Here is a 13582-nt window from a genome sequence, read left to right on the forward strand (position 1 = left end):
GGCGACACGCGTCCTTGGCGGACCGCGCGCACTTCAGTCGGCGTGACTGAGGAAGGTGATCCCGCTCATCCCGCGGTCGAACGTGTCGATCACCGAGATCTTCCCGGCCTCGAGGAACATCCGCCACACCGCCTCGACGTCCTCGTAGGCGAGGGCGAAGAACTCTGGCGTGGTCAGCTGGTCGAACTCGGTCTGGTAGTTGCGCAGCAGGAGCTGCAGCTCGCCATCCGTGCCCTGGGCCAGCCACTCCTCACGCACCGTCACCGGCTTGCCGTGGGCCATCATGTCCCGCGCCTTGATGAGCTGCAGGAGGGTCGAGGCCGGACGCTGCGCCGGGTCCCACGCGAGGTCGAGCGCCTTCCACACGGCCTGACGTTTGTCCTTGCCGCTCGCGCGCTCGTTCCAGTCCTCGACCCTCATCGCGCCGACGAAGTTCAGATAGGCCTCGAAGGTGAAGGCCAGCATGGTGATTCCGGCCATGATGTCCAGGCCGACACCGGCGCGCTCGCCGCCCGGCGCCAGCGCCTTGTCGATCCGGGTCTTCAGGTGATGAGCGGCGCCCGCCAGATCATTATGGATGCGGTCGACCCGCTCGACCTCCAGCCGGGCGTTAATCCGGGGTTGGGTCATCGTCTCGCCGTCCGACTCAGAGGCCTGCGCGCATCGCCGAGATCCGCGCCTCGCACGTCTGGACGACAAGGTCGCGCAGGCGACGCGCGCAGGTGGACAGGGCGTCGAGATCCTCGACGCTGACATCGTACTGGTCCGAGTAGCGCGCCTCGACATAGGCCCGCTTGAGCGTCTCAAAGCGGCGCTTGTCGGCCCGCTGCTCGCGCGGCCAGGCCGCCACGAGGGTCTTGTCGACATCCTCCGCGAGGGAGCGAAGGAATTTGATGTTGTGGGAGCGCGGGAAATAGAAGGTGTGCACCAGCAGGAAGCAGATGTAGGCGCGCTCCACGGCTTGGTGGAGGTTGTAGGCGGCGTCGTTCCGTTTCCCTTTTTCCACGCAGAATGCCGCAATCTCCAAAGAATCGACGATCTTTGGCAGCCAGTGTGCATAGTATCGCTCAGCCATCTCCAAAGCGTCGCCGGGCGTCATTGGCTTGGGTACGGCGAGGGGGTGGCCGGGGAGCTCGTAGAGCATCACCCCGTCGCGGGCGATGTCGGTCCAGAAGTATTCGCCACGTCCAATAGCCTGGTTCACCTCGGCGAGGTCGTGGACGATGATGTTGACGATGCGGCCGACGGACGCGTCGTGGAGGATCCTGTTCTCGGCCTCCCACCAGTAGTCCGCGATGTCCGTCAGTTTGGGGTGGCTGACGATGACCAGCAGATCGAAGTCCGACAGGTAGCCATTGTCCGGCTCGTCCACCCAGTCGGTGCGGGCGTAGCTGCCGAAAAGGATGATCTTAAGGACCTTGCCGCCCTTGCGCCAATCCGAGGTGCCGCCCGCGCCTTTGCGGAGCGCCGCCTCGAACTCCGTCAACAGGGTCGAGCGGACGTGCGCGAGCTCCTGCTGTTGAGTGTCCGGCAGATGATCGAGGGTTGATTTCATCGACGCGAGTCTAGCCGCAAACCGTGCGCCTGATCGACAGATTTCGGCATTTCTACCGCCACGACCGCTTTCGACATGGGCTGAGGCAGGCTGACCTCAGAAGAAGGCGCCCGGCTCGACCGGCCCCTCCGTTGCGACCAGGGCCTGGAGCGGGACGGGTTGCGGCGTCCTATGTCGCCCGATCTTCAGGGGAGCGAAGGTCTCGTCGAAGTCCCAATTAGTGTCCCGCTGCAGCGAGACCTCGGATCGGAAGTAGTTGACGTTGACCCATCGGAACCGGCGGTTCGCCGGTCGGTACACCCAGGTCTCGATCAGATTGGCCATATACCGCTCGCGATCGACCCGTGCCTCACCTGTCGTTTCTATCCCGATGTGGACAACGCCGGGACGATCGGCCGGCAACTGGCGCTCCGCGCGCACGAGCGTCCGTCGGAAGTGACCCGACTTCATCTCGAGAGCGCGGGGAGCCCGACAGGTCCATCCGACCACGCTCGCGTGGTGCAGGTCTGTCGCGTAGAACGGTCGTCCCTCCGCAGGCGTCCAACGCCCGGAGAAGCTGTAGTCCCACTCCGGCTGCAGCACGCCCGCCGTGAGCTGGATCATCCGTCTGGAGCCATAGTAGACGTCGTCGCGCGCCATCACCTGCAGCAGTCCCGCCGCATCGGGAGGGCGAAGTCGTCCGATCGCTGTCGCATCGACCCAGCCGCCCCGATGTGCCGCCAGAGCCTCGCGCACGTGCTCGACCAGATAACCATCCGGCACGTCCTGAAGCTCGACGTTGTAGACCGTCTCCACGACAAGTGGCCGCCCCGCCTCGCGAAGAAGATCGTGTATGGGGTTCGCGAGGCGAGCGCCGTGAGCCGCCTCGTTGATGGCATAGGTGGACCGGTCCAGCCGCTTGCACTCGACCGCCCAACGACGGTTTGGCTTGGAGGCGAGGAAATCGGGGGTTGCGGGTCCGCCGCGCTGTTCCGGGACGAACTCGACCGTCCATCCATCCCTGCACCAGGCGAGCGCCACCAGCAGTTCGTAGACGCCGGCATCCATGGACGTCCGGCGTTCCGTCAACAGTCGCCCGGCCCTCTCCTCCGCTCCCGGTATGCCGCGCAGGATCTCCAGATCGGCGCCGACCCGCTTGAGGAGCGGCGTGATCCGCGCCGCTTCCTCGGGTACCGAGTGGCGTCTTCCGTCGGCGAAGTCGGCGCCTTGCAGAAGCCACCAGGCCGCCGGGTCCTGGCCGTCAGTTGGCGGAGCCTGTCCGCCGTCACGCCAGATGGCCAAGGCTGCGTCGAGACCTTGACGCTGCGCCTCTATCCGCGCGGCCATGTCGGCAGCGGGCGCGAGTTCACGCAGCCAGTCGATGGCGGCTTGGACGTCGTCGTCCCGCCAATCCTGCCCGTCGCGTCTCGCGATCCATAGAGGGTCTTCGTTCGCCATGAGCGCACTAGCCGGGAGATCCGCTCCCTGTTCAAGTGCCTGCTGAGAAGGCCTCGACGCCGCAGCCTGTTCGTACCAACCTCTCCCGACGAGCCCCTATCCTCGAGAGCAAGGCGGTGCTGATCCGATCCGTTGCCGCCGTCATCCTCAATGTCGTCCTGACCGCCGCGGGTCAGGAAGGCGCCGGGAGCCCCTGGTTCGGAACATGGGCGTTCAGGGCGGAAGACGCCGGCGACCAACCCGAGACCCTGATCTAAAGCGACGCTGGTAATGGCGCGATGCGTATGGAATCCGTCGAAGCCCGGAGCGTGATCGTCACTCACTTCGACGGCGAGCCGGTCCGCGACAGCGGCCCGACCAACTCCCGCAATGCCCTGGCGGTGACCAGGACCTCACCGACCAGCTACGCTTGGGTGTTCTGGACTGCCGGCGAGCCGTTCGTGCAAGGTCAGGACACCCTAGCCGACGACGGTCGATCATTCACCGAGGTCAGCTGGCGGATCGACCGACCCGAACGCAGGGTCACGTTGATTTACGAGCGGCGCTGACAAGGTCATTGGGCAGATCTCAATCGTCCAGGCCGGGCAGCACGATGAGGTTGCGCACGGAGACCCGCTGCAGCCCACCTTCCTTGCCGAAGGTGACCTTGAGCTGGCGCATACCGCGACGCTCCGCCCCATCGTCGAAGATCCGCACCTCCTTCCAGGGAAGCTGGCTCATCAGCATGTTGGCGTAGGCGGGCTCCTCGAACAGCGCATCAAAGCCTCCGCCCGCGTCGATGTATGAGACCAGCGGGACCATCAGGTGGTCATCTCGCCCATAGACCACCAACTGCAAACCCATTGGCATGTTGGTGCGAGGTCCGGGCCCCTCGCCAATGCGCCCGACGGCGACCATCGAATCCACCTTCTTGAGCGCCGGGCTCTTCGCGAGAACCGAGCGCGCCAGGGTGAAATCGTCATCCCTAGAATAGATGAACCGGCTGGATGACCGGACCTGCAACTCATTGAGAAAGGCGTCGGTGCGGCCGCGTCCGAGCGTCGTCGGCGTCCCGGCAGCGAGTGCGGTCTGAATGGCGAGACACTGATCCCGCACCGGCTTTTCGAGGGCGTCGCCCAGTTCGACGCCCTGGTCGATGCGCTTGCTGAAGGTGGGGCACATGAAGCCGACGGCGAGGTCTGAGGCGATGGGCCAGTAGACCTCGACGCCAGGCGAAGCCAGACCGGTCTCTCCGTAAGGCTGCTGGTTGTAGCGGACCAGCGGGTTGTCGGAGGTCCAGAACGCCCCCCCAGGTTCCGGTTCGATCAGGATCAGGTCGAGCTTCGCAAGGAGGTCTCTCTGCCGTTCACGCTCATTCAGCGCAGCCCGCGCCATCGCTCGCGCATCCTGCTCGCCCAACTCGGGGCGCTCGCCAGCGAGGAGGCCGACGCGCTCCATGTCGCTGAAGATGGCCTCGGTGACCGATCGCATCGTGGAGCGAAACATCTTGGTGCGCAGGAGCTGGACAGCTGCAGTGTCCGCCAGGACGAGGCGATCCGCGTCACTCAGGACCGCGAGTGACCGGGCATCCACCAATCGGTTCTGCACGGTCGCCATCGCGCCATCAGGTTGGTCGAAATCGCCCTCGAAGTTGATGCGCTCGCCGTCCAGATGAACGACGTTGAAGTGGTTCTCCATCCCGGCGTCCAGGACAGTCGACGGATGCGATGCATCCCGAACCTTGTCGTAGACAAACAGGCGGTCGTCGGCCGCGGCATTGGTGAACCGGCGAAGGATCGACTGGGGGACGAAGTGGTGTTTCTTGGATTCAGACATGTTGGCTGGATGTTGGGGGACAGCTTCTAACCGGGCTGCGGCTCGGTCCGGGGCGTCTGTGGGTATGAAATCCCTTTCATCAGGTCATCCCAGTCGGTCGGCGGGTCGCCCTTGCCCAGCCGCCCCTTGAAGACGGCGTAAGGATCCGTCTTGGAGCCGGCCTTCCGCAGGGTGTTCTCGTCGTTCACCCAGACGTAGATGATCATCTTCGTCCTCGAGTCGAACCGGTAGAACAGCCGGAACCGCTGCAGGAACTTCGCGCGCCGCCAGTGCCGGTGGGTCGACCCCATGGTGTTGCCGAGCTGGTAGGCCGCCGCGTTCGGATCGGCCGGCACCTCGATCGAGATGATGTCGGTGATGCGCTTGAACAGCTTGGCCTTGGCGTGGCTGACGTAGCCCTCGGGATCGGCCGCCTTCAACTGCGCCACCTCGTCGCGCAGGCGCTCGTAGTCCCCACGGAAGCTGTCGTGCAGGAAGAGGCGCCAGCCATTGACCTCGGCGAAGGGCTTTTGATCGGGGGGTTCGGACATCAGATCCCCTTCCGACGGTTGCCGGACGGTCGCGTCGCCGCCCGCTTGGCGGCTTCGGCGTCAAGCGCGGCCTGCTTCATGTCCGCGACGATGCTTTCCAGCCGCCTGACCAGCGGGCTCAAGTCGTAGCGGTTCGAGGTCTGCCCCCCCGACGCGGACCTTCGGGCCTCGCTGACGATCAGCTTTTCATCCTGGAGGCGCTTGAGGCTCCGCTGGATCGTCTTCTGCGACACGCCCAGGCGTTCCGCCAGAGCGCGCTTGGACGGCCAAGGCTGCGATTCCGGGGCCCACCAGTAGTCGATCAGACAGATCAGGGTAGCCAGATCGGTCGCGCCGATATGCAGACGAGGGAGGCCTTTCAGCAAGGCGGACGGGATGACGGTCCAGCCCATGTCCAGGCTGGTCCGCCACTTGATGCGCAGGGTCTTCTCGCTTTCCCGCTCCTTGGGCGGTTCAGCGGTCTCTGCCGGGGGGGTTGCGGTATCGGTCATGGGCGCAATATGATCCGTCAGAAGGCCCGAATAAAGGTTCGCGCGAGTGCGACCCCGGGTCGGAGATGACATGGGGGCTAGGACGCAGATGTCTAGCCCCCCGTGACGCGAGAGTCCCACTAAGCAGGACGCCTCGTCGCAGCACTCCTGGCGTTAAGGACCATTAGGACGTATCGAGCCCTGGACAGATTTGTCCCGGTATAGGCGGCTGTTCGGAACGTACTAATATACGTTCCATGGGCAAGCAGGCAGTCAGTTTCGAAGGTTCGGTGACCACCACCGGCAGGTCCGAGGCTGTGCGCCTGGAGAAGGCGTTTTTCCGTGCCCACCCGGAGTTTCGCCAGAAGGCGCGCGTGCGCGCCCAGGCGATCGGCGAAGGCCATGTTCTCGTGTCCGTAGCCGAGCCCTTGGTCCCTACATCCGACGAGGTCGACCCCGTGGTCTCCGCCTATCTCTCCTTCCTCGAAGCGGACATGGTGGCCCACCCCGAGCGTCTCTCGCCCTTCAGCAGCGCCGATCTCGCCGCCGCGCGCGAGCTGACGCGTGGAGTCGAGGTGTCGGACGACGACGCCCTCCCCGACGACGTCACGATCTAGGGTCGGGGCCCCTGCGGCCGATCCTCGCTGTCATCACGTTTGACTGGATCACGCTTCCTGTCCGGCAGTCGGCGAATAGAGCTCGGTGATCACGGAACGGCACCGGTCGAAGACGACCTCGGCCATATTGGGTGCATAGACGTGGTCGCTGCCGTGAGCGATCTCGTTCCTGATCGAAGCCAACAGCGCGTATTCGTCTCCCCAAGCGCTGGGTGTGGGGGCGCTCAGAAGACCGAGCTTTACCGCGTAGTCCAGTCTCGGCTTCAAGCCTCCCATCTTCGCCGCCGGTGCGCCCAGGCGGGTCTTCAGGGAGAACTCCAGCGTCGCGAGGGCCTGTCCGCAGGCGACCACCATCAGCTCGTAGTCGAACCATCCGTACAGCAGGGCGTGAAGGGCGCGACCATAGAGGCGCTCGATCACCTCAGGGACCTCCGTCTGCAGGCCAAGCCGAGCGACCATCTCATAGTGGTCTTCGAAGGTGATCGGTCGAAGACCCGTGTCGGGGTCGTCGATCATGATGATCCGATAGCGTTCGTCAGGCAGAAGCGCTTGTTCGTGGGATTTCATCGGCTCGAGCCAAGGCGATGTCGGTGAGGGTGCGCCGGGCGTTGAGAACATGTGAGATTCGCATGCGCTCACGCCTTTAGCCGAAGCCTGTACATACGCGTGAGCCGCACCGGGCGACGCCATCCTAGCTCACTGGGAGGCCGACAGGTAGGTCGCGGCGATCATGAGCCATCGTCAGGCCAGCAACACGGCGGCGGCTTCGGTCGGCGTATGGACCATGTAGTCCGGCACGGCGGCGCTGAGAGCCGACGCCGCGCCGTATCCCCAAGACACGGCCATGGCGGCCACATGAACGTGGTGCGCCGCTTCGATGTCGCGCACCTCGTCGCCGACGGCGCAGACGCGGGCCGATTCGACATCCAGTTTGCGGATCAGGGACGAGAAGCGCGCCCCCTTCCCGAACAGCGACACGCCGCAGCTAAAGGCCGAGATCAACGACGCCGATGGCCCGAGCACCGCGCGGACGTTCTCCTCGCTGTTGGAACTGACCACGGCAGACCGGACGCCGCCGTCGTGCAGCCGCCGCAGAAGACCGGGAACGCCTTCGAAGAGTGCGATCTGATGCGCCTCATGCGCCATTCGCTTGCGCAGATCGGCGGCGATCCCCGGCAGGCGGAGCGGCGACACGCCCAGCGCCTTGACGACGTCTCGGGTCGGCAGGCCCCGAAGACGTTCGATCTCCGCCGCGTCGGGAGACCGGAAGCGATGGGCCTCTGCGAGGCTCGGCAGTTGGGCGATGAACCAGGCCGCGCTGTCGGCAAGCACGCCGTCGAAGTCGAAGAGGACGAGTTTGTATTGGGCCATTCGGATCGCCATAGCGGGAATACGGTCGGTGGGCACGCGGTCCCGCCCCGCTACGCTTCGCCGGCCACGAGAAACAGGGTGAACGCGGCCGTTAACGGCGACGCTTAAGCGAGCCTTCAGCGCCTCGCACTAGGTGTCTGGAATGAGCTTCCCCGTCGCCAGACCCGATCGCCGCATCCTCGCGCGCCGCCGGTGCGCCGAACAGTGCGTCATCGAGTACGGCCAGGGACAGACTGCGCCCGGGGTGCTGCGCCAGCTCGATCTGCACGGCGCTCGCGTCAGATTGCTCCAACGAGGCGCTGCGCTCTCGGGCGATGTTCGCATCCTCACCCCGGCCGGCGACGAGGTTTTCGGCGCGACGGCCTGGCGCATCGGCGACGTGGTCGGCGTGCGGCGGCACTCCCGATCCGAAGCCAGGATCAGGGCGCTCGGGGAACTCTGAACCCCGCAATAGACTCAAGACGCTAGAAGTCGAAGCCAAGCTGGCCCTCCGCGACGACCGGCCCGCTCCGACGCCGGGGGCGCGACTTCGGCTTGCTTCCTCGCGGTGACGGCGACGGGTTCGGCTTTGCCGTCGGCGTCGCGATGACGCGGTCTTCGCGAGGACGGGGCGGCGCTGGCGTGATGGGTCGGGCCGTCGGCTCGGGTTCTGGTGTCGGCCCGCGACTCTCGTTCCAGCGGGCGATGTCGCGCTCGCGCCAGGCCACCCGTCCGGGCGAGATCGGCACCGGCTCCGGAAAGTCTCCGGCCTGACGCATGCGCCAGGCGGTCGTGCGGCCGAGGCCCGTCAGGTCCCGGACCTGCCGCCAGCCCAGGAACCGCTCGAGCCCGTCGTCATGGGCCATGACGCTGTTCCAGAAGCGCCGTCGCGCGATCCCCCATGACCGAGGCGAGCGCCGCGGCATCGTTGGCCGCATCCAGAGGATCCCGGCTCCACCACACCAGCAGCACGGCCTTGAGCGGGTAGCTGACCGTCGGGTCGTTCATCAGGGTCTCGAGACTGGGGCGGGCGGGTGTCATGAGGTCGCCTCCCGGCGCCGGGCCTCCCGCCGCAGTCTCTGGCGCTCGCTGGATGAGGCGGCGGGCGCTGTGATCTGGGCCTCGGCCCAGGTCTCCAGCAAGTCCAGCGGGTAGTAGGGCTTGTTGCGGATGTGCCGGCACGGCGGACCGCCCGACCCCGTCGAATAGGCGCGCGCCAGGGTCGTCGGCTTCATCCGGATGCCCTTGCCCTCCAGGAACACGGACGCCTCCGCGCGCGTCAGGAGCGTCTCCCGGGGCGACGGCGCGGCCGCCTCCGCGCCGTCATGAGGGGCCGTCGCCAAGGTCACAGCCCGGCCTCCGCCGGGACGCATTCCCGCGACGATCGCACCCCGCGTCCCGCTGTGAGCGCCAAGTAGCAGTTGATCACCGAGACGACGTAATTCTGGGTCTCGGTGATGTTCGGGATCCGGCCCAGCCGGGCGACCCGATCCGGTCCCGAATTATAGGCCGCGAGGGCAAGGCGGAGGTCGCCGAAGCGGAGGATCTGGCGGGCCAGATAGTCGGCTCCTCCCCGCAGGTTCTCATAGGGATCGAAGCGGTCACGCACGCCGAGATCCGCGGCGGTGCCCGGCATCAGCTGGGTCAGGCCGCAGGCGCCGGCGTGAGAGCAGGCCTGGGCGCGATAGGCGCTTTCCACCACGACCAGGGCATGAAGCAGCTTGCGATCCAGACCATGCCGGTCGGCCGCTTCGGCGATGGCGTCGGCGAAGGGCTGGTCGAGGTCCGCCAGACGGACGGCCTCGAGGCCAGCGGCCTCCGGTGCGGGTGCTTCCGGAACGACGCCCACGAACAGGTCGCCGCCGGCCGGACGCCAGTCGACGCGGGTCTGGGCCGCGACCGGCGTCGCCGCGATGGCGATGACGGCGGCAAGAGGAAGAAGGTGGCTCACCATGTCAGTGTCTCCCGATAGACGCCCTCGATCTGGGCGGTCCTCACCGGCCCGAAGTACCGGCTGTCCAGGCTTGACGGCGTATCGCCGAGCAGCAGTCGTTCGTCGGCGGCGAGCCTGCGACAGCCTCGCCAAGCCGGAAGCGCGACGCCTGCGCTATCCCGGGCGTGGATGCGGACGGTGCGCATCGGCGCGATCAGCCACCGGCCGTCCGAACACACCATCTCGCCGCCCGTCGCCGCCACCCTTTTGATCAGCCGCACCTCGCCGGGCATCCCCTGGCGCGAGAGATAGGGCCGCACGATCTCGGGCTGACGAATGGCGACCACCGCGCCGCGCTCGATGTCCGGGGCCTCGGTGCGGACATAGACGCCCCGAGGCAGGCTCGGGCTCTCATTGATCAAGGCGACAGCTGGCCGCTGCGCCGCGACCGCGCCGAAGGCGAGGAGGCCGACGGCGGGCGCCACGGCCGCCACGAGAAGACGACGGAGACGGGTCATCGGCGGTAGGGCTCCAGAATGAGGTCGCGGGTGATCATCACCCGGACCGGAGCCCCAGCCCGGACCCTTATGGACGGCTGGACGCCGAGCTCGCGATCGACGAGCCGTCCGCCGACCTGGGAGGCCTCGATCGAGGCGGCGCTCCCCGCACTGGCGGCGAACGAGCGGTCCTCGGATCCGCCGCGCGCCAGTTCGCCCAGGGTCGTGATTGCGCCCGCGAACAGGGTCGCCACGCCGAGCGGCAGAAGCCGACGATCGACCTCTCCCCGCACGCCGACCGCGCCCTGCGCGTCCACGCCCGGTTCTTCGGACAGGATCAGGCTCTTGCCGTTGGGAAGGATCAGCCGATCCCAGACCAGGAAGGCCCGACGGTCGCCGTGGGCGCTCTCGCCTTCGTGGCGTCCGATCAGGCGCGTCCCCTGAGGGACGACGAGATGGCGACCGGTGATGGAGTCGAACACATTCTGGCTGACCGTGGCCACGACCGGACCGGGACGCGAGGTGTCCACGGCCGTCAGCAGGACGCCCGGGATGATGGCGCCGGCCTTCAGCTCGTAGGGGGAAACGGGCTCCAAGAGGCCGTGGGGACTGTAGATCGCGCCATAGTCCCGCATTGCCGGGGATGGCGGCGCATCCGATCGCCCGCCTTCGACCGGAGCGGCGGCCCCGCTCGACGGGCTTCCGAAGAACAACCCGGACGCCGCCGCCTGCTCCGCCGGTCGCGGCCCTCTGGGCGCCGCGGCGTAGGACGGCGCCGGCACGCGTGCGGGCGCCGGCGAGGCGACGGGAGGTTCATCTTCCGGCGTGGCGCCCCGGCGCTCCGGCAAGACGTCCGCCTGGGCGAGCCGGTCATAGCTCGCGGGCTGGTCGGTCACCCGCTCCGACGGTCGAACGCTGCCCCGGGCCTCGCCCGCGCCATCGGCCTCGGCGGCGTCCCGGGCCTGACGCGTCATCTGCGGCTGGACGACGAAGGCCCAGGCGAGCGAGCCGGACACAAGCAGGGCGGCGACCATCACCGCACCCTGGACGACGGGCTTGCGGATGCGGACCGCGCCGGGCCTCGGCGCACGGCCCATCAGGGGTGGCGGTGGAGCCTTGGGCGTCGATGTCGGGGCGGACGGAGGCGGTACGACGTCGTCGCCAGGGCTGTCTGGAGAGAGATTGGGATCGGTCATCGGGCGGCTCCCGGAATGCGACGGATGCGGACGATTTGCGGACGACGGTCTCCGAGCCGGAGCTCGGCTTCGTCGAACAGCCTATCGACGATCAGGACGCCGTCGGCCTGCCGGTAGTTGACCAGCTGGAGGTCCTCGCCCGCCCGTACGAAGAGGGCCGGCACCTCATCGATCGCGGCTCCCGGCGACATGGTGATGAAGGTCCGTGCGCCGTCATTGAAGACGGCGGTTGGAGCCCAGCGCGGGGACCGCCCCCGCGCTTCGATCCTGTAGCGCGCGTCGAGGGGCCCCTGAGGGGTCGCCGCCTGCACATCGACCGGCGGCAGGCCCGACAGCGGATCGGCGACCGGACCGCTCGAGGCGGCGAAGCCATAGTCCCACGCGATGGCGGCGTTGAAGGCGTCGGCGGCGCCGCTACGCAGGGTCAGGAGATAGACCCGCTGGCTGGTGGTCAGGACCAGGTTGGTCTCCAGACCCGCCTGCAGGGGTTTGATCAGGACATGGGTCCGGGCGGAGGCGCCGGCGCCCGACTGGCTCTCGCCGATCTGCCAGCGCACCGTATCGCCGGCCGCCTTGGCGGTGACCGTCTCGCCCGGCGCCAGGGTGAGGGTGGTGACCCGCAAGGGCGCGGTCCACACCTCGTACACCCGACCGTCCGACCAGCCGAACACTTGGACTCCGCCCACGAAACCGTCGGCGCTGGAGGCGGCGCGAGCGGATCGATTGGCCTCCGCGATCGCGGCGCGTCCGGAAGGCGTCTCCGGCGCCGGCGTCTCGGCCCGACGCCGACGCGGCGGCTCCGCTTGGACGACCGCCTCGAGGTAGGGTCGGGCCGTCGAGCCCGGCTCGATGGGAGGCGTGGCCGGGACCCACTCCGACGAAGGGAGGGGCTCGGGCGCGACTTCGGGGGTCGGGACCTCGGGCGTGAGCACCTCGGAGAACACGATGGGGTCGGCGTCCGGCCCTCGCAGCAGGGCGCAGCCGGAGAGCCCGAAGGCGACGGCGGCCGAAAGGGCGGTCACGCTCAGGAAGCGTCGGGGGTCCATGAGACATCCTCGATCTTGAGGCCAAGGGGATTGCGCATCAGCTCGGCCTCGTTACGCGGCGGCTGATGGGCGACGGTGATCAGGGCGCGCCAGCGCTCGGCCCCGGCCTGCTGGCCGTTGACGAAGCGGGTCTCTCTCCACTGCAGGTCGAAGGTTCGATCGCTGCGGCGCACGACGTTGAGGACCTCGACATTGACGGCCTCCCGCCCGGCCTCCGCGAAGGGGTCGTTGGCCTGGGCCCAGTCGTTCAGGAAGGCCGAGGCCTTCGGCGTGAGGAGGTCGTAGGCGCGCAGCCAGTTCTGTCGGATGACGATCGGATCGATCGATTTGGAGCGGACGTCCCGGATCCATTGGGCGAGCGCATAGCCGGTCTGGGCCTCGGTCGGCTCGTATCGGCCGTCCAGAGCCGTGATCCTTTGGGTCTGGCCCCAGTCCGAGACCTCGACGACGAAGGGTTTCACCACCGCGCGGTCCGCCTGCACCCACCAGCCGGCGCCCAGGAAGGCGGCCAGGCCGAGATTGGCGAGGGCGATCCGCCGCCAGTTGCGGGCGTGGGCGATCGAGAGCCCCATGCGGTCGTCCCACACCTGACCGGCCCGTTGATACGGCGTGGCCTCCGGAGACGCGGTCAGGGCGCGCTTGGGCTTGAAGAAGGGATGCATGCTCAATCCTCGTTTCTGACGGTGGGCTTGAGGGCGCCGCTGTTCTCGCCGGCCGGCATCAGGGCGCGGCCGGAGTTGGCGATGAAGAAGGCCTGGAGGGCGGCCGATCGGCCTCCGGCGCGAGCGCCGGTCGAGGTCGACGGCCGCTCGTCCGAAAGGGGCGGCCTTGCGCGCTCCCCGGTCGCTGTCTTCGGCCCCGCGGAGGACGTGGACGGCCCGTCGACTGCGGTGCGTGGAGCCTCCGTGGGTCCGGAGGTCCCGGCCCCTTTCGGCGGCGGCGAATCCGCGGATGGAGCCGTGCTCTCAGGAGAGGCGCCGCGTGCGCGCCCGCCGCCCGGTCCTCCGGCGCCTGGGCCGCCTGGTCCCGAGCCCGGTGAAGGTCGGGGCGCTCCTCCCCACGGGGAGCCTCCGGACGGGGGGCCGCTTCCGGCGGACCGACCCGCCGAGGCTGCGCCGCCCGCCGATCGGGACGAT

General features: G+C 67.9%; 20 protein-coding genes. 4 read left to right on the forward strand and 16 right to left on the reverse strand.

Translation table 11 applies throughout. The annotated features are described in order from the left end of the window. Positions 1–33 precede the first annotated feature (33 nt). The 3 genes from B2Y21_RS10055 to B2Y21_RS10065 form a co-directional block, all read right to left on the reverse strand. Entirely contained in the window at positions 34–630 is a 597-nt protein-coding gene (locus tag B2Y21_RS10055) for a hypothetical protein (protein ID WP_292059427.1), read from the reverse strand. A 16-nt stretch (positions 631–646) separates the two neighbouring features. Further along, entirely contained in the window at positions 647–1555 is a 909-nt protein-coding gene (locus B2Y21_RS10060; protein WP_292059429.1) for a HEPN domain-containing protein, read from the reverse strand. 96 nt (positions 1556–1651) lie between these two features. Beyond that, positions 1652–2992: a hypothetical protein gene (locus B2Y21_RS10065; RefSeq protein WP_292059430.1), complete on the reverse strand. Its 1341-nt coding sequence runs from the start codon at positions 2990–2992 to the stop codon at positions 1652–1654. 116 nt (positions 2993–3108) lie between these two features. Between B2Y21_RS10065 and B2Y21_RS10070 the strand changes: the two genes are divergently transcribed. Both B2Y21_RS10070 and B2Y21_RS10075 read left to right on the forward strand, forming a co-directional pair. Beyond that, entirely contained in the window at positions 3109–3249 is a 141-nt protein-coding gene (locus tag B2Y21_RS10070; RefSeq protein ID WP_292059433.1) for a hypothetical protein, read from the forward strand. Positions 3250–3276: 27 nt separating this feature from the next. Further along, entirely contained in the window at positions 3277–3540 is a 264-nt protein-coding gene (locus B2Y21_RS10075; protein WP_292059434.1) for a hypothetical protein, read from the forward strand. Between the two features lie 19 nt (positions 3541–3559). Here the strand turns inward: B2Y21_RS10075 and B2Y21_RS10080 are convergent, their stop codons facing one another. From B2Y21_RS10080 to B2Y21_RS10090, 3 genes are read right to left on the reverse strand one after another with little or no spacing between them, the layout of a single operon-like run. Continuing rightward, a complete protein-coding gene (locus B2Y21_RS10080; RefSeq protein ID WP_292059435.1) occupies positions 3560–4807 on the reverse strand; it encodes a DUF4238 domain-containing protein in 1248 nt (415 codons plus the stop codon). A gap of 26 nt (positions 4808–4833) precedes the next feature. After that, positions 4834–5337 carry a type II toxin-antitoxin system YhaV family toxin gene (locus B2Y21_RS10085; RefSeq protein WP_292059436.1) on the reverse strand — a complete coding sequence of 168 codons (504 nt, stop codon included), beginning with the start codon at positions 5335–5337 and terminating at the stop codon, positions 4834–4836. After that, the gene (locus B2Y21_RS10090; protein ID WP_292059438.1) at positions 5337–5828 is read right to left on the reverse strand and encodes a helix-turn-helix domain-containing protein; all 492 of its coding nucleotides are present in this window, start codon (positions 5826–5828) and stop codon (positions 5337–5339) included. The genes B2Y21_RS10085 and B2Y21_RS10090 overlap by 1 nt, the downstream gene beginning before the upstream one ends. 236 nt (positions 5829–6064) lie before the next feature. Between B2Y21_RS10090 and B2Y21_RS10095 the strand changes: the two genes are divergently transcribed. Then, entirely contained in the window at positions 6065–6424 is a 360-nt protein-coding gene (locus B2Y21_RS10095) for a type II toxin-antitoxin system PrlF family antitoxin (RefSeq protein WP_292059439.1), read from the forward strand. Between the two features lie 48 nt (positions 6425–6472). On the opposite strand, the gene B2Y21_RS10100 is transcribed toward B2Y21_RS10095, so the two are convergent. Together B2Y21_RS10100 and B2Y21_RS10105 are read right to left on the reverse strand one after the other, a co-directional pair. After that, the gene (locus B2Y21_RS10100; RefSeq protein ID WP_292059441.1) at positions 6473–7042 is read right to left on the reverse strand and encodes a hypothetical protein; all 570 of its coding nucleotides are present in this window, start codon (positions 7040–7042) and stop codon (positions 6473–6475) included. 123 nt (positions 7043–7165) lie between these two features. Then, complete coding sequence (locus B2Y21_RS10105) at positions 7166–7795, reverse strand: HAD hydrolase-like protein (protein WP_292059442.1); 630 nt, start codon at positions 7793–7795, stop codon at positions 7166–7168. 142 nt (positions 7796–7937) lie between these two features. Here B2Y21_RS10105 and B2Y21_RS10110 point away from each other — a divergent pair, with 142 nt between their 5' ends. Next, positions 7938–8237 (forward strand): hypothetical protein, encoded by a 300-nt coding sequence (locus tag B2Y21_RS10110; RefSeq protein WP_292059444.1) that lies wholly within the window; start codon positions 7938–7940, stop codon positions 8235–8237. A gap of 22 nt (positions 8238–8259) precedes the next feature. Here B2Y21_RS10110 and B2Y21_RS10115 read toward each other — a convergent pair whose 3' ends face one another. The 8 genes from B2Y21_RS10115 to trbF all read right to left on the reverse strand — a co-directional run bounded on the left by B2Y21_RS10115 (position 8260) and on the right by trbF (position 13108). Next, positions 8260–8640 carry a helix-turn-helix transcriptional regulator gene (locus tag B2Y21_RS10115; RefSeq protein ID WP_292059447.1) on the reverse strand — a complete coding sequence of 127 codons (381 nt, stop codon included), beginning with the start codon at positions 8638–8640 and terminating at the stop codon, positions 8260–8262. Further along, entirely contained in the window at positions 8630–8815 is a 186-nt protein-coding gene (locus tag B2Y21_RS10120) for a hypothetical protein (RefSeq protein WP_292059449.1), read from the reverse strand. The genes B2Y21_RS10115 and B2Y21_RS10120 overlap by 11 nt, the downstream gene beginning before the upstream one ends. Beyond that, positions 8812–9036, reverse strand: a complete 225-nt coding sequence (locus tag B2Y21_RS10125; protein WP_292059451.1) for a hypothetical protein — start codon at positions 9034–9036, stop codon at positions 8812–8814. The genes B2Y21_RS10120 and B2Y21_RS10125 overlap by 4 nt, the downstream gene beginning before the upstream one ends. A gap of 83 nt (positions 9037–9119) precedes the next feature. After that, positions 9120–9728: a lytic transglycosylase domain-containing protein gene (locus B2Y21_RS10130; RefSeq protein WP_292059452.1), complete on the reverse strand. Its 609-nt coding sequence runs from the start codon at positions 9726–9728 to the stop codon at positions 9120–9122. Continuing rightward, positions 9722–10225, reverse strand: a complete 504-nt coding sequence (locus B2Y21_RS10135) for a S26 family signal peptidase (protein ID WP_088410300.1) — start codon at positions 10223–10225, stop codon at positions 9722–9724. Before B2Y21_RS10135 ends, B2Y21_RS10130 begins: the two co-directional genes overlap by 7 nt. Next, a complete protein-coding gene (locus B2Y21_RS10140; RefSeq protein ID WP_292059454.1) occupies positions 10222–11400 on the reverse strand; it encodes a TrbI/VirB10 family protein in 1179 nt (392 codons plus the stop codon). Before B2Y21_RS10140 ends, B2Y21_RS10135 begins: the two co-directional genes overlap by 4 nt. After that, the gene (locus B2Y21_RS10145; protein WP_292059456.1) at positions 11397–12446 is read right to left on the reverse strand and encodes a TrbG/VirB9 family P-type conjugative transfer protein; all 1050 of its coding nucleotides are present in this window, start codon (positions 12444–12446) and stop codon (positions 11397–11399) included. The genes B2Y21_RS10140 and B2Y21_RS10145 overlap by 4 nt, the downstream gene beginning before the upstream one ends. Further along, a complete protein-coding gene (trbF, locus tag B2Y21_RS10150) occupies positions 12425–13108 on the reverse strand; it encodes a conjugal transfer protein TrbF (protein WP_292059458.1) in 684 nt (227 codons plus the stop codon). Before trbF ends, B2Y21_RS10145 begins: the two co-directional genes overlap by 22 nt. Between the last annotated feature and the right edge of the window lie 474 nt (positions 13109–13582).

Source organism: Brevundimonas sp. UBA5936, from assembly GCA_002430835.1.
Classification (GTDB): domain Bacteria; phylum Pseudomonadota; class Alphaproteobacteria; order Caulobacterales; family Caulobacteraceae; genus Brevundimonas.

Coding starts and splice junctions, on each gene's coding strand:
- B2Y21_RS10110 (WP_292059444.1), top strand. CDS start 7,938: ATGAGCTTCCCCGTCGCCAGACCCGATCGCCGCATCCTCGCGCGCCGC.
- trbF (WP_292059458.1), bottom strand. CDS start 13,108: ATGCATCCCTTCTTCAAGCCCAAGCGCGCCCTGACCGCGTCTCCGGAG.
- B2Y21_RS10115 (WP_292059447.1), bottom strand. CDS start 8,640: ATGGCCCATGACGACGGGCTCGAGCGGTTCCTGGGCTGGCGGCAGGTC.
- B2Y21_RS10120 (WP_292059449.1), bottom strand. CDS start 8,815: ATGACACCCGCCCGCCCCAGTCTCGAGACCCTGATGAACGACCCGACG.
- B2Y21_RS10100 (WP_292059441.1), bottom strand. CDS start 7,042: ATGTTCTCAACGCCCGGCGCACCCTCACCGACATCGCCTTGGCTCGAG.
- B2Y21_RS10145 (WP_292059456.1), bottom strand. CDS start 12,446: ATGGACCCCCGACGCTTCCTGAGCGTGACCGCCCTTTCGGCCGCCGTC.
- B2Y21_RS10135 (WP_088410300.1), bottom strand. CDS start 10,225: ATGACCCGTCTCCGTCGTCTTCTCGTGGCGGCCGTGGCGCCCGCCGTC.
- B2Y21_RS10065 (WP_292059430.1), bottom strand. CDS start 2,992: ATGGCGAACGAAGACCCTCTATGGATCGCGAGACGCGACGGGCAGGAT.
- B2Y21_RS10060 (WP_292059429.1), bottom strand. CDS start 1,555: ATGAAATCAACCCTCGATCATCTGCCGGACACTCAACAGCAGGAGCTC.
- B2Y21_RS10055 (WP_292059427.1), bottom strand. CDS start 630: ATGACCCAACCCCGGATTAACGCCCGGCTGGAGGTCGAGCGGGTCGAC.
- B2Y21_RS10130 (WP_292059452.1), bottom strand. CDS start 9,728: ATGGTGAGCCACCTTCTTCCTCTTGCCGCCGTCATCGCCATCGCGGCG.
- B2Y21_RS10075 (WP_292059434.1), top strand. CDS start 3,277: ATGGAATCCGTCGAAGCCCGGAGCGTGATCGTCACTCACTTCGACGGC.
- B2Y21_RS10090 (WP_292059438.1), bottom strand. CDS start 5,828: ATGACCGATACCGCAACCCCCCCGGCAGAGACCGCTGAACCGCCCAAG.
- B2Y21_RS10105 (WP_292059442.1), bottom strand. CDS start 7,795: ATGGCCCAATACAAACTCGTCCTCTTCGACTTCGACGGCGTGCTTGCC.
- B2Y21_RS10085 (WP_292059436.1), bottom strand. CDS start 5,337: ATGTCCGAACCCCCCGATCAAAAGCCCTTCGCCGAGGTCAATGGCTGG.
- B2Y21_RS10080 (WP_292059435.1), bottom strand. CDS start 4,807: ATGTCTGAATCCAAGAAACACCACTTCGTCCCCCAGTCGATCCTTCGC.
- B2Y21_RS10095 (WP_292059439.1), top strand. CDS start 6,065: ATGGGCAAGCAGGCAGTCAGTTTCGAAGGTTCGGTGACCACCACCGGC.
- B2Y21_RS10140 (WP_292059454.1), bottom strand. CDS start 11,400: ATGACCGATCCCAATCTCTCTCCAGACAGCCCTGGCGACGACGTCGTA.